Source organism: Paraburkholderia sp. FW306-2-2C-D06C (genome assembly GCF_058781505.1).
In genome coordinates, this window is sequence record NZ_JBYSWU010000028.1 from 82,301 (window position 1) to 95,545 (window position 13,245).

9 protein-coding genes and 1 tRNA gene are annotated in these 13,245 nt (G+C 62.8%); 4 read left to right on the forward strand and 6 right to left on the reverse strand.

The window, feature by feature from the left end; genetic code table 11:
- Positions 1 to 1,369: 1,369 nt before the first annotated feature.
- Together AC3WLT_RS21450 and AC3WLT_RS21455 are read left to right on the forward strand one after the other, a co-directional pair.
- Positions 1,370 to 2,362 (forward strand): GlxA family transcriptional regulator, encoded by a 993-nt coding sequence (locus AC3WLT_RS21450; protein WP_492593694.1) that lies wholly within the window; start codon positions 1,370 to 1,372, stop codon positions 2,360 to 2,362.
- A gap of 374 nt (positions 2,363 to 2,736) precedes the next feature.
- Positions 2,737 to 3,723 (forward strand): ABC transporter substrate-binding protein, encoded by a 987-nt coding sequence (locus AC3WLT_RS21455; protein ID WP_492593695.1) that lies wholly within the window; start codon positions 2,737 to 2,739, stop codon positions 3,721 to 3,723.
- Positions 3,724 to 3,738: 15 nt separating this feature from the next.
- On the opposite strand, the gene AC3WLT_RS21460 is transcribed toward AC3WLT_RS21455, so the two are convergent.
- The 4 genes from AC3WLT_RS21460 to AC3WLT_RS21475 form a co-directional block, all read right to left on the reverse strand.
- A complete protein-coding gene (locus AC3WLT_RS21460; protein ID WP_492593696.1) occupies positions 3,739 to 4,809 on the reverse strand; it encodes a substrate-binding domain-containing protein in 1,071 nt (356 codons plus the stop codon).
- 127 nt (positions 4,810 to 4,936) lie between these two features.
- The gene (locus AC3WLT_RS21465; RefSeq protein ID WP_492593697.1) at positions 4,937 to 6,175 is read right to left on the reverse strand and encodes an SfnB family sulfur acquisition oxidoreductase; all 1,239 of its coding nucleotides are present in this window, start codon (positions 6,173 to 6,175) and stop codon (positions 4,937 to 4,939) included.
- Between the two features lie 190 nt (positions 6,176 to 6,365).
- Positions 6,366 to 7,421 carry an ABC transporter permease gene (locus AC3WLT_RS21470; RefSeq protein ID WP_492593698.1) on the reverse strand — a complete coding sequence of 352 codons (1,056 nt, stop codon included), beginning with the start codon at positions 7,419 to 7,421 and terminating at the stop codon, positions 6,366 to 6,368.
- Positions 7,418 to 9,055: a sugar ABC transporter ATP-binding protein gene (locus tag AC3WLT_RS21475; RefSeq protein WP_492593699.1), complete on the reverse strand. Its 1,638-nt coding sequence runs from the start codon at positions 9,053 to 9,055 to the stop codon at positions 7,418 to 7,420. The genes AC3WLT_RS21470 and AC3WLT_RS21475 overlap by 4 nt, the downstream gene beginning before the upstream one ends.
- 339 nt (positions 9,056 to 9,394) lie before the next feature.
- On the opposite strand from AC3WLT_RS21475, the gene AC3WLT_RS21480 reads away from it, so the two are divergent.
- Positions 9,395 to 10,639 (forward strand): acyl-CoA dehydrogenase family protein, encoded by a 1,245-nt coding sequence (locus AC3WLT_RS21480; protein ID WP_492593700.1) that lies wholly within the window; start codon positions 9,395 to 9,397, stop codon positions 10,637 to 10,639.
- Positions 10,640 to 10,644: 5 nt separating this feature from the next.
- Complete coding sequence (locus AC3WLT_RS21485) at positions 10,645 to 12,090, forward strand: LLM class flavin-dependent oxidoreductase (RefSeq protein ID WP_492593701.1); 1,446 nt, start codon at positions 10,645 to 10,647, stop codon at positions 12,088 to 12,090.
- A gap of 292 nt (positions 12,091 to 12,382) precedes the next feature.
- On the opposite strand, the gene AC3WLT_RS21490 is transcribed toward AC3WLT_RS21485, so the two are convergent.
- Together AC3WLT_RS21490 and AC3WLT_RS21495 are read right to left on the reverse strand one after the other, a co-directional pair.
- Positions 12,383 to 12,458, reverse strand: a tRNA-Val gene (locus AC3WLT_RS21490).
- A gap of 155 nt (positions 12,459 to 12,613) precedes the next feature.
- On the reverse strand, positions 12,614 to 12,904 hold the full coding sequence (locus tag AC3WLT_RS21495; RefSeq protein ID WP_492593705.1) for an HU family DNA-binding protein: 291 nt from the start codon (positions 12,902 to 12,904) through the stop codon (positions 12,614 to 12,616).
- Positions 12,905 to 13,245 lie beyond the last annotated feature (341 nt).

Consider the following 13,245-nt stretch of genomic DNA (forward strand, 5'->3'; position numbering starts at 1 on the left):
AACGACCGACGCCGGCGAGGCGCTCATCCGATGGCCAGCTTCACAATGCAGCCGAGGGCGAGCAGCAGCAAAGCTGCTGAAAGAAGGAGGTCGTAGGGGTATTTCATGAATTGGCAAAGCAAATATTGAGCAGGGGTAAAGGGGTAACGGGGGGCGACGATGCACAACACACTCCGCCATGGGTGAGGGCCATCGGGTGCGCAGCGAGCCGGCCAGTATAGGGAACGGACGGGGTGTCATGCGTGAGCGGCTGAACCAGCCAACACATTGACTGATAGCGCCAGGAGCAAGCGCTCAGCGAACATCAGGTGAAGCGCACGCCATCGATTGAGCTGTCGAGGCCGCGCGGTACTTACGGAGCGAGCGCCTTACCAATGGAAATCGCAACGAGGCCTACGACCGCCAGAATCGCGAGCAAGCGAAAATTGCTTGATACCTTCACCCTCCTCGGCGCCCAATGTCCGATTCGGCGCCACTTCTTCGCGGCGAACTCGATATGCACGTATGCGCCGTGCACACGCAACATTCGTAGCGCCGATGAGATGCTCAAGAGCAGATAAGCCATTACCAGAAGTATTAGCAAGCAAGTCAACGCTGACGTCACGTGCGCCCCCGGCTCGACGAAGGTGGATATCTGTTTCTCGTTATGCGCCAATCCTGGCATCGATTTCCGAGTCTGATGCGACCAAACCCTGTTCGCTGGTGCACGCACACGCGGCTCCGGCCAACGGACATTTGGGTGCGGCGAGCTATTCGATATATCTCCTTCAGCCGTACGTCATCGGACTCGTGGAGAAGATCCTGAAGATTCATCCTGACGCGAACCCGGCGACCGGAATTACATTGGCAATTGCGGTGATCGCCGTTGTTTGCGGGACAGGATGGCTATGCCATCAATACGTGGAGCCACCCTATTCAGGCGAGTATCAAGCGAGCCGCACTCCGCCGGCGCCGCAGCGCGGATCTCGCCGTCTGATATTTCACTGCCAGTCAGAATTCGGCCACGAAGTAAAACGCTGTCTCCGGGAGTAAAAACCGATCTCCAAGGGCGCAGCACGTGCCTCGAAGGCGCTGCCCGCAAACGATAAAATAAAGGTGCGCGGCAGCGAACAGGACGAACCTGACCAGCAACTGGCATATCGAACGAAAATACTATTTTTTGAAATGAGACGCGCGGTCAAATGTAATATAGTCGGTAGCTTACACTCGCCTCTCGAGTGATCGACGGTTTTCCAACCAGACGCATATTGCGGCGAAAGCCCGTGAATTAAAAAACACCCGCCATCGGTTTTGCCCAAAACCGATGACGGGCACACGTCCATACCAATTAAACCGACTCGAATCGGTTCATTTATTTCCGAGGATCAAAATGGAGCACTATTCAACCGTTCAAAATAACGACCGGCTGCAACGGCACGTTATGTTGCAAACCAGTAACGTCAAGCATATCGGCATCGCCTTGTTTAACGGCTTTGCGCTGCCTGAGGCGGCTTCGGTTATCGAGGTATTCCAGGCGGCGAACGCTCTCGCCGAGACCCGCAAGCTGGCCAGGACACGTTACAACGTTCGGCTGCTGTCCGCGACCGGAGGCCGGGTAGCCAGTTCGTCATCGGTGTTCGTGTTCACAGAAAGCATCGAGGCGCGCCAACAGGCGGATAAGCTTCACGCACTTTTCATTGCAGGCGGCGCAGACCTGTGGAACACACTGCACGACGTCCATCTGATCAGGTGGCTGCAGCGTGCCTCGCACGACGCCGAGCACGTATGCATCCCTTTCGACGGGAACCCACTGCTGGAGGCAACCGGACTCACAAAATTCATCACCGGCCGCAAGCTTGGCGCCGGCTGCGGCGACGCCAGCCGACAGCCGCGTAGCGCCGACGCCACCATCGCCCTGCAACTGGCGCTAAGCGTGGTTCAGGAAGATCTCGGTCCTGAGATCGCCCGGCAAATCGCCGCCAGGACGCAACCGCTCGCTGAAACGCCGTTCACCTCGACGGTTCGCAAGAACACCTCCGCTCTTTTGAGTAAGCAAATTCAGACGGCCGCACAGTGGCTGGAATCCCACGGCGACCAGCCGATCTCGATCGGCGACGCGGCACAGGTCGCCGCGATGAGCGAACGGAATTTCCTGCGTCGCTTCAAGATGGAAGTCGGTCTAAGCCCGTCTGATTATTTGCTGAAGGTACGGCTCGACCTGAGCTGCCGCCTTCTTGTCGAAACCAGCCTCCCCGTCGACAAGATCGCTCGCCGATGCGGCATCGGCACCGGTGGACAGCTCTCCAAACTCTTCCGCAAGAATCTTGCAACGACACCGACCGAGTATCGCGCCAACGGGCGGCAGTTGCGCGGATCGTCGTAACGGGCCGGCTGAGGGCTTAAAGCGATCCCAGGTACGCGTCGGACGTCCCCGCGCCGCAGCCCTCCCTATGAGGAGGGTTGTCGCGGGGGGCGCCTGCTGCTTGGCGATCCGCACGTGCTCAGAACTTGTGGCGAATACCCGGATTGGCGGCGCCCTGCTGTTTCGTGCCTGAATAGCCGTATGAACTGACAGAAGCTGTCATCTACGGACACGAATCAAAGAGCGGCCCCTCGGGGGCCGCTCGATGTCGGCACGAGCTTTCTGAAGTCCATAGCGCGCAGCATGTTTTGGTTGTGAGCTTTTATTGGTTCGCTTGCATTCGGGCGTTGATTACATTGACCGGTCTTAACGAAACAGCTTCAAAGGACCATGCAATGAAAATTTCCGGGGTGCAGCGCCGCCGCCTGCTGCGCACGCTAGTCGCCTGTGGCATCACGCCTGCCGCCGTATGGTCCGCTTCATGGCTCGCTTCACGGTCCGCTCAGGCGGCGCCGGCAAGTCTGGTCTTCGGCGACCAGGCCGGCGGTCTGCGCGCCCTGGCTGAGGCCGCGCATGTGCTCGACGGCACGCCGTACGCGTTTCGCTGGGCCAACTTTCAGGGCGCGGCGCCGCTCTTCGAAGCACAGCGCGCGAACGCCGTCGATCTCGCTCCGGCGGGCGACCTGCCGGTCCTCGCGGCCGCGATCGGCGACCCAACGCTAAAGCTCGCCGCCACCCGCGTGGGCTCGCCGTCCTCCCTCGGCATTATCGTGCAGGCGGATTCGCCGATCCGCCATGTCGCGGAACTGAAGGGCAAGACCGTGGTGGTGTCGTCGGCGCGCGGCAGCATCTCGCAGTTCCAGTTGTATGGCGCGATGGCCGAAGCCGGGCTATCGCGCGCCGACGTGAACGTGCGCTTTGTGATGCCCGTCGATGCGTTTGCCGCGTTCGAAGCGAAACAGCTCGACGTGTGGGCGACCTTCGATCCGTACTACGGCACCGCCGTGCAACGCGGAGCGCGCGTGTTGCGCGATGGCAGCGGTATCAACAGCGGTCTTGGGTTCATTACCGCGTCGGGCGCGGCGGCGACGGATCAGGCGAAACGTCCGGCGATCGCCGACGCGCTGCGGCGTTTTCAGCGCGCCGGCGACTGGGCGGTCGCGCATCCCGACGACTACGCGCGGGTCTACGCGTCGCTCACGCGGTTGCCGCTCGAAGCGGCTGCTGTCATCACGAGACGCTCGGCTTTGCGTCAACGCGCGGTCAGCAATGACGATATCGATGCATTGCAGCGTGTTGCCGACAGCGCGTTCAAAGATGGGATCTTGCCGAAGGCGGTCGACGTCAGATCGATCGCCGACAGAACGATCGGCAACGCGTAGACCGCATGACGCGGCTCAATCCGCCGCGGGAATCCACGGCGCCGTTGCAGCGTCGCTCGCGCGAAAGGCCGGGAATTTTGCGCCAAGCTCTGCGATGGTCCTGATGTTGTTCTTCACCAGATCGTCGCGCGTTATCAGCGCCGGCTTGACGACGATCCGGCGCCCGGGATCCTGCCCGGCCACGAGCAATGCCGCGGCGCGCACGGACACCGCGCCGACGACCGCCGGGTTGGTCGCCGCCGTCGCCACCCATGCGCTGCCCGGTGCGCGGATGGCCTCGATGTCGGCGGTCGAAATGTCCGCGCTGTAAATGCGGATCTTCGACGACAGGTTCGCTTCGTCCGCCGCGAGTTTCGCGCCGCGCGCGAACTCGTCGTAAGGCGCGAACACCACACGAATGTCGGGATGCGCGCGATAGGCCGCGGCGGCCTGGTTCGCCACCGATTGCGCGATCGGATTGTCGACGGTGCCCCAGCGCGCCTTTTCCTGGACCTTCGGATGGGCGCTCCTGAAGTCCCGCCATACCGCATCGCGCCGGTCGAGCGGCGCGAAGCCGGCTACATACACATAACCCGCTGCGAACGCGTCGCCGTTATCCTTCACCGCCTGGTCGAGCAGCAACGCCGCCAGGTCGCGATCGCTCTGCTCGATCTGCGGCACCTTCGGGTTGCCCAGATCGACGTCGAACGCGACCACCTTGATGCCTTTGTCCAGCGCGCGCTGCACGACGTCTTTCAGCGACTCAGGCAACCCGTGATTGACGATGATCGCCGACACGCCCAGGCTGATCGCCTGCTGGATCTGCTCGCGCTGCTCGGCCGCATCCTGGCGGCCTTCATAGATGCGCAGATCGATGCCGAGCGCTTGCGCCTGCTTTTGCGCGCCGGCTTCATAGGCCTGAAAGAAATCGCCGGTGGACAGATAGTTGACCAGCGCGATCTTGACGCCGCCCTTATCGAACGGCGCGGGCGCGCCCTTCAGCGGCGCGGCGTGTGCGGCGAGTCCTGTCAGCGCGGCAGCCGAGAACAAAGTTAGCGCACCGATCATGCGGCCTACGAAAGACTTGCGGAGAAAAACCGATTTCATGAATGATCCCCAACCCGATGAACGAGGTAGTTATGGCGAAGCAGGCGCTATCCGGCTTGCGCCGCGGTGCGTACGCGACAACGCGCGCCCGGATGCGTTTCGGGCGCGACGCGGTCCGCTCAGTTCATCAATTCCACGGATGACGGGCCGGTTTGACGCCGTTCAGATAGTAGTTGCCGACCAGGTGATACTTCCAGCGCACCGGATCATGCAGCGTATGCGTGCGCGCGTTGCGCCAATGCCGGTCCAGGCCGTGCTCACTGAGCGTGGCTTGAGTGCCGCCGAGTTCGAACAGTTTTTCGCCCGCGAGCAAGGCGATTCCGGTCGTCAGCACTTTTGCTTCGCCCACCGCCACCGATGCACGCGCAACGTCGTCTTCGCTTATGCCGCCCTTTGCGGCGATCTCGTCGATCACACGCGCAGCGCGTTCAAGCAATGCGTCGGCGGCATGCAACTGGATGTGCAGATGACCGATCTCCCGCACGGTCAGCGGATCGTCGCCTGCACGCTCCACGCCGCTATCGATCCACGGCCGCGAGCGTGTGCGCACGAATGTCAGCGTATCGTCGAGCGCCGCCTTCGCGATACCGGCGTCGATCGCGGCCTGAATGATCTGCGAGATCGGGCCGTTGAGCGTCGGGATATCGGACACACGGTGCGCCGGAAACACGTGGGATGCCGGAACACGTGCGCCTTCCAGCACCACGGTTCCGCTCGCCGTCGTGCGTTGACCGAAGCCCGACCAGTCGTCGATGACGGTCAAGCCCGGCGTGCCCTTCGGAATCCACGCGAGCCAGCCCTTGCGCTCGTCGTCGAGTCCGAGCACCGGCACGAAGTGAGCGAACAGCGCGCCCGTCGAATAGAACTTGGCGCCATCGACCACATAGTGCTCACCGTCGCGCCGCACACGCGTCTTCAGATCGAGCACGTGTTTCGTGCCCTTCTCCGAAAACCCATTGCCAAAGCGCTTGCCGTTCAGCACCTGCGCGAAGAAATACCGCTTCTGCTCTTCTGTGCCTGTCAGCGCGATCACGTCGACGAGGCCGAAGTGGTTCTGCGGCAACTGTCCGAGCGAAGGGTCGGCCGCGGCGACGATCTTGACGACCTCCGTCAACGTGACAAACGATACGCCCGCCCCGCCGTATGCCTTCGGCACCGTGATCGCCCACAGGCCGGACTGCGAGAACCACTCGATCTCGTCGTGCGGCAAGCGGCGCTCGCGGTCCCGCTCCGCTGCGCCTTGCGCGAGGCGCGACGCAAGTTCGTGTGCGACCGCGAGCGCCTCTGCGTCGTCGGCGATCACGCGGACCGCATGCCGGTCCGCTTCGATCGTGTGCGATGAAGCTGCTTCGTCAATCTCTGCCATGAGCGTCTCCGCTTGAATTACCGTTCGCACAATCTATCAGCGGACATCGCGCGCGCAAACTGAACGATTCGGTAATCGATATTCCTTCGGATGGCAAACGACCGCCAACGGCTTGGTGCCGAATGCGATCGGCACGACGTCCGTCGGCACGACGCTGTCGTCGGCACGCCGCCATGCCGGCACGCATGGCTCACGTGTGTGAATCCGCGCGTCGCCCGACACTGAACGTGAACGCCAGGGCGAGCACCAGCAAGACGCCCTTGATGAAATCCTGCATGTAGTACGGCGCGTTCAGCATCGTCAGTCCGTTGAGCAGCACGCCGACGAACACCGCGCCCACCACCGTGCCGAACACGTTGGGCCGCTTCGCGCCCCACACCGCGTAGCCCACCAGCGCGGCAGCCACGCCGTCGAGCAGCAGCGAGTGCCCGGCGCTGGCGTCGCCCCGGCCGACGCGCGCGGCAATCAGCACGCCGCCCAGCGACGCGATCGCTCCCGACGCGACGTATGCCGCGATCCGGTAGCGCGCGGTGGGCGCGCCGGCGAGCCGTGCGGCCGTCTCGTTGCCGCCGATCGCGTAGATCACGCGGCCCCAGCGCGTGGTCTCCATCGCGATGCAGGCAAGCACTGTCAACGCAGCGAGAATCAGCACGGGCAACGGCACCACGTCGAAAAGACGCAGACGCCCAAGCGCGAGAAACGCGGCGGGGAAAACGCCGGTTGCCTCCGTGCCGTCAGGCAACACGGTGCCGGTGGCGAGCGAACGGCCGCCGGTGGGAATCAGTTGCAGACCGGCCAGCAGGAACAGCGTGCCGAGTGTTGCGAGCTGGTCCGGCACACGCAACCGCGTGATCAGCAAGCCGTTGAACAGACCGGCTGCGACGCCGAGCGCGACGCATACGGCCACGGCCGCCAGCGCGCTGCCGTGCCAGACGATCAGCACGTAGCTCGCCGCCATCTGTGCCGACGCGGCCACGCTGCCCACCGACAGATCGAAGCCGCCTGCCGCCAGCGTGATCGTCACACCGATGCCGAGCAACGCGACGATCGATACCGCCTGCAGGATGCTGAACAGATTGTCGATGTTCAGAAACGCCGGTTCCTTTGTGGCGAACACGGCAATCAGGACGGCGAGCACGAGCAGGATACCGGTGCGTTCGAGGTATTCGCGCAAGCCGCGCAATGCGGGGCGCGCACGCGTGGCCGTTACCGCGTTGACAGCGAGAGAAGGTGTAACGGGTTTCATCGATGGATGTGAGCAGTCAGGTCGGTGGTGGGTACGGGATCGAGCGTCGCGCGATCGAAGCGCACGACGCGATCCGCAATCTCGAACGCCTCCTCGAGATCGCTGACGAACACGATCGTCGCGCGTTCATGAGCGTGCCGCCGCAAGGTATCGACGATATCGGCGCGTGCGCCGGCGTCGACGCCCTGAAACGGTTCGTCGAGCAGCAACAAGCGCGCGCGTTCCGCATGCCAGCGCGCGAGCACGACCTTCTGCTGATTGCCGCCGGACAGGCGCGAGAGGCGATCGTCGGGACCCGTGCAGCGAATGCCGAAGTTTCTGATCGCTTCGATCGCGGCATCGCGCTCCAACGTCTGGCGCACTGTGCCGCGTGTGAACCAGCGCGACAGGAACGGAAAACTGAGCGTGCCCGCAATCGACGCAAACGGCACGCTGTCGGGAAACAGCGACGTGCGCCAGCGATCCTCTCCGGCAAGGAACACGCCGGCGCGAATCGCATCGGCGGGCGAGCGCGGACGCCATGGCGCCCCGTCGAGCACCATCTTGCCGGCGGCCGCGCGTGCGCAACCGAAGATCGCACTCGCCAGACGCGACTTTCCTCCTCCCACCGGGCCCGCTATTGCGACGATTTCGCCGCGTCGCACGTCGAGATCGAACGGGATGCTGTCAGGCGTCAGCTGAAAGTCGCGCAAGCTGAAACACGCTTCAAGCGACGCCCTATCCGCTGCATGGTAAGCACGATCTTTGAGTATGGGCCGCCCGATCATCGTTTCGACAGCCGCATCGAAATCGATCGGCGCTTGCAGGTCGGCGACGATGCGTCCGTCGCGGACGATCGTCACCCGATCGGCGATGCGCCGCAGATCGCCGAGTCGATGCGAGACCAGCAGGATCGCGACACCTTCGTCGCGCAACGGGTCGAGCAGCGCGAAGAGCCGTTCGGCTTCCGGTGCGGACAGGCTGGCGGTCGGCTCGTCGAGAATCAGCAATGCGGGGTGTGACGCCAGGGCGCGCGCGAGCGTGACGAGTTGCTGACTCGCGAGCGACAACGACGCGAGCGGCGCCGACAGATCGACATCCAGCCCGACTCGCGCGGCAAGCGGCCCCGCGGCGTTGCGGCGCGCCGCAGGCGGCACGCGCCACGGCGAGCCCGGATCGCACAGGCGGTCGAGCAGCAGATTGTCGGCGATCGACAGCGCCGGCACGACCGCATCGGCGATCGATTGATGCACCGTGGCGACGCCGAGCCGTTTTGCGGCCTGAGGAGAAGCCGGCCGAAACGGTGCGCCGCGCAGCGTCAACGTCCCGCCGTCAGGCAGATACACACCGCTCAGAATCTTGACGAGCGTGGACTTGCCCGCACCGTTGGCGCCCATCAACGCGACGACTTCGCCGGGACGGATAGAAAGATCGAGCTTCGACAGCGCGACGGTGGGACCGAAGTGCTTTGTTATGGCGACGGCGGTCAGGACCGGCTCGGTCCCGTGGCGAATCTTGCCGGCATGGCGCCCCTTGGTGACGCCGAAGCGGATTGCCTGCTGCTCATTCGGATCGGCAGCATCGCTCGCTGTCGCGGCGATCGAACTGAAAACCGCCGCGAACGGCGTTGCCCATGCACCGCGCAACGTGGGCATGTGGTTCTCCTCATGAAGGGCGCGTCGCAACGCTGCCCGGTTCCTGTCTGCGATAGCCGACAAGATTACGTAGGCGCCCGCCGTCGGGGAACCAACGATTTTTCATTTGGATTCTTGTGGAATGCCAGATCGTGTCGTTCAAACACGATTCTCACTGTTCAAGCGTTCGTCCGGTGACCAGCCGGTCCGCGTGCGGCAGCGGCGCGTTCAAATATCCCGGAAAAACAACGGCTTGACCCGAAATCAAGAAAACGTCATTAGCAAGTGACTATTCGGTGGTAGGCGCTTGCGCACAACCTGCTTTAACTTTGCGAGCAGATGAACCGCAAGGAAGCCCAGATGACCCTACACCAGCGCGACATTCATTTGTCCACCGGCACTGACTACGAACAGCTCGCGAATCGCTTCAGACCCATATTCACGCGCATCGCCGAAGGCGCGGTGAGCAGAGATCGCTCCCGTGATTTGCCGCACGACGCGATTGCCTGGCTGAAGGAAGCCGGGTTCGGCGCGGTGCGCGTGCCGAGCCGCTTTGGCGGCGCCGGTGCGTCGATCCCGCAGCTGTTCCAGTTGATCACCGAACTGGCCGCGGCCGACTCGAACCTGCCGCAAGCACTGCGCGCCCATTTCGCATTCGTCGAAGACTGGCTGAATGCGCCGCCGGGCGCCGAACAGCAAACATGGTTCGACCGCTTCGTCAGCGGCCAGCTGGTCGGCAGCGCATGGACGGAAGTCGGCAGCGCGGCGATTGGCAGCGTCAATACCAAGGTATCGAAGAAGGACGGCCGCTGGGTCGTGAATGGTTCGAAGTACTACAGCACCGGCAGCATCTTCGCCGACTGGATCGATGTGTATGCACAACGCTCGGACGACGGTAGCGACGTAATTGCAGTAGTCAGCACGCATCAGGCCGGCGTGATTCGCAAGGACGACTGGGACGGTTTCGGCCAGACCACCACGGGCAGCGGTACCACGTTGTTCGAAGACGCCGCGGTCGACGAACATGACGTCATCGACTTTGCCCGCCGTTTCAGATATCAGACCGCGTTCTATCAGCTGTTCCATCTGGCGACGCTGGCGGGCATCGGTCAAGCCGTCAAGCGCGACGCGGCGACGCTGGTGCGCGAGCGCACGCGTGTCTACAGCCACGGCAACGCGCCTCGCGCGAGCGACGATGCGCAGATCCAGCAGGTGGTCGGCGAAATCGCGTCGTGGGCATATGCGGCCGAAGCCGTCGCGCTGCGGGCAACCCGCCCTTCGCAGCGCGCCTATGAAGCTCATTTCGCCGGCAACGCCGAAGCCGAACACGCAGCGAACGTCAACGCGGAAATCGAATCGGCACAGGCTCAAGTGGTCGTGTCGGAACTCGTGCTGCGCGCAGCCACGCACCTGTTCAATGCGCTCGGCGCTTCGGCGACCAGCACCAGCAAGGCGCTCGACCGCCATTGGCGCAATGCGCGCACGATCTCGTCCCACAACCCGCTGGTCTACAAGGCAAGGATCGTCGGCAACTGGGCGATCAACGGCACTGAGCCGCCGTACGTATGGCAGATCGGCACTGGACCGGCCCGCGGGAACAGCTAACCATCATGAGCAAATCCATTCGTTTCAACGCGTTCGAAATGAACTGCGTGGGTCACCAGTCGCCAGGCTTGTGGGCTCATCCGCGCGACCGTTCCTGGCAGTACAAGGATCTGACGTACTGGACCGATCTGGCCAAGGTGCTGGAAAAAGGCATCTTCGACGGCATTTTCATCGCCGACGTGGTGGGTTACTACGACGTCTACAAGGGCAGCAACTATCACGCGCTGCACCAGGCGGCGCAGATTCCCGTCAACGATCCGTTGCAGCTCGCCGCGCCGATTGCGATGGTGACCGAGCATCTGGGTATTGGCATTACCGCCTCGACGACGTTCGAGCATCCATACACCTTCGCGCGCAGGCTCTCCACCGCCGATCACCACACTCAAGGGCGCGTCGGCTGGAACATCGTCACGTCGTATCTGGAAAGCGGCGCGAAGAATATCAGCGAAGGTGGCCTGCGCGATCACAGCAACCGCTACGAGGTCGCCACCGAGTACGTCGAGGTGCTCTACAAGCTGTTCGAAGGCAGCTGGGAAGAAGGCGCCGTCGTGCTCGATCGCCACAACCGGGTCTTTACGAACCCCGGCAAGGTCCACGAGATCGGCCACAAAGGCAAATTTTTCGAGGTGCCAGGCTATCACCTGTGCGAGCCTTCGCCGCAGCGCACGCCGGTGCTGTATCAGGCCGGCGCGTCCGGTCCTGGCAAGGCGTTCGCCGCCCGGCATGCCGAGTGCGTGTTCGTGGCCGCGCCCTCGCAATCGGTGCTGAAAAATTACGTGGCCGACGTGCGCCGCCAGGCTGCCGAAGCGGGACGCGATCCGCAACGGATCCTGATCTACAACCTCGTCACGGTGATCGTCGACGAGACCGACGCGAAGGCGCAGGCAAAGTTCGAGGAATACAAGCGCTACGTGTCCTACGACGGCTCGCTCGTCTTCATGTCCGGCTGGACCGGCATCGACTTCGGCCAGTACGCACCGACCGACCTCGTGAAGCGCGTCGAGACCAACGCCATCGTGTCGGCCGTCGAGCATCTGGCGGGCGGCGACAAGGCATGGACGATCGAAGAACTCGCGACCTGGGGTGGGATCGGCGGCCTCGGGCCGGTGTTCGTCGGCTCGGCGGCGACGGTCGCCGACATTCTGCAGCAGTGGGTCGAGACCACCGGCGTCGACGGCTTCAACCTCGCCTACGCCATCGCCCATGAGACCTTCGAGGACGTGGTGAACCATCTGGTGCCCGAGTTGCAGCGGCGCGGCGTGTACCCCACCGCTTACAAGCCAGGCACCCTGCGCGAGAAGCTGTTCGGCGCGACGGCCCTGCTGCCGCACACGCATCCTGCGGCGCGGTTTCGCGACATCGAGCGGATCAAGCGCGAGTCGGCGAACCAGGCGGATCAGGCATCCGGCGTTCCGGCGTTCCGGCGTCTGCGCACGAAACCGAACCGGTGAAGTGACGCACGAACATGACGACGCCTTTGCCTCGCCTGCATAACGTCTCTCCGTCCTTCCAGGGCTTCAGGGCGATTTCCGGCATCGGTTCCGAGGTGAACGCGCCTGCCGTGAAGCCGCGCGACTTCTGCACGACTTTCGGCGACCTGAGATCCTGCTGATGTGCATCGGACGTCTTCGACCTGATCGAAAACAATAAAAAAACCCGCAGAGCCATCATTAGCCATGCGGGTTTTCCAATACTTCCGTGAACGTCTTCAGACTGCGCTGGACGTTGCGCACGAAACGGAAATGGTGGGTGCTGAGAGGCTCGAACTCCCGACCTACGCCTTGTAAGGGCGCCGCTCTACCAACTGAGCTAAGCACCCGTTTCGCGATTCAACGTGCTTCTGTTCTGCTGCTTGACACTGCTTGATACGGCACCGGGACCGGCCTATGTATCACCTATAGATGACACCAAGTCTCTACATTTTCGTTGCACTTCTTTCCAACGAACTTGCAGGTTCATCAAGCAGCAAGCCCATTAGTTTAACGCATCCTTCAGCGCTTTGCCAGGCCTAAATTTAGGGACCTTCGCTGCCTTGATCTTGATAGCCGCGCCGGTACGCGGATTGCGGCCCGTACGTGCCGTACGCTTACCAACGGCAAACGTGCCGAAACCGACCAGCGTTACCGAACCGCCTTTCTTTAACGTACCTTTGACGCCACCGATCACCGCATCGAGTGCACGGCCGGCCGCAGCCTTCGAAATGTCGGCTTGCTGTGCAATGTGATCGATCAATTCCGTTTTATTCATTCCAACCCCCGAGAATATTATGGCAATCGTGACGGCGCTCTGTAGCACCTGGCATCACGCGGCCGGCGGGTAGCGCCGAGCCGACTCATTAGAATTGGCCGAAACCCTTGTGTCAAGCGGGGTTGCGCCGGATCGCGCAGTTTCCCGAACGATCGTTTGATGACCAAATCTTGCTGTCTCTCTCGGCGCCGATCGATGCGTGTACAACCAGTCGGGCGATCGCGGCCGCGGTTGCTCAAAAGGTAGGTTGGCGTGTATGCCGGCGAATCTTTTCGGAATGTGGCGGGATCGGGATAGGGGCAGGCCTCGCGACCCGACCCCTCCCACACCACCGTGCGTACGGGTCCGTACACGGCGGT

Coding starts and splice junctions, on each gene's coding strand:
- AC3WLT_RS21455 (WP_492593695.1), top strand. CDS start 2,737: ATGAAAATTTCCGGGGTGCAGCGCCGCCGCCTGCTGCGCACGCTAGTC.
- AC3WLT_RS21450 (WP_492593694.1), top strand. CDS start 1,370: ATGGAGCACTATTCAACCGTTCAAAATAACGACCGGCTGCAACGGCAC.
- AC3WLT_RS21470 (WP_492593698.1), bottom strand. CDS start 7,421: ATGAAACCCGTTACACCTTCTCTCGCTGTCAACGCGGTAACGGCCACG.
- AC3WLT_RS21485 (WP_492593701.1), top strand. CDS start 10,645: ATGAGCAAATCCATTCGTTTCAACGCGTTCGAAATGAACTGCGTGGGT.
- AC3WLT_RS21465 (WP_492593697.1), bottom strand. CDS start 6,175: ATGGCAGAGATTGACGAAGCAGCTTCATCGCACACGATCGAAGCGGAC.
- AC3WLT_RS21460 (WP_492593696.1), bottom strand. CDS start 4,809: ATGAAATCGGTTTTTCTCCGCAAGTCTTTCGTAGGCCGCATGATCGGT.
- AC3WLT_RS21480 (WP_492593700.1), top strand. CDS start 9,395: ATGACCCTACACCAGCGCGACATTCATTTGTCCACCGGCACTGACTAC.
- AC3WLT_RS21475 (WP_492593699.1), bottom strand. CDS start 9,055: ATGCCCACGTTGCGCGGTGCATGGGCAACGCCGTTCGCGGCGGTTTTC.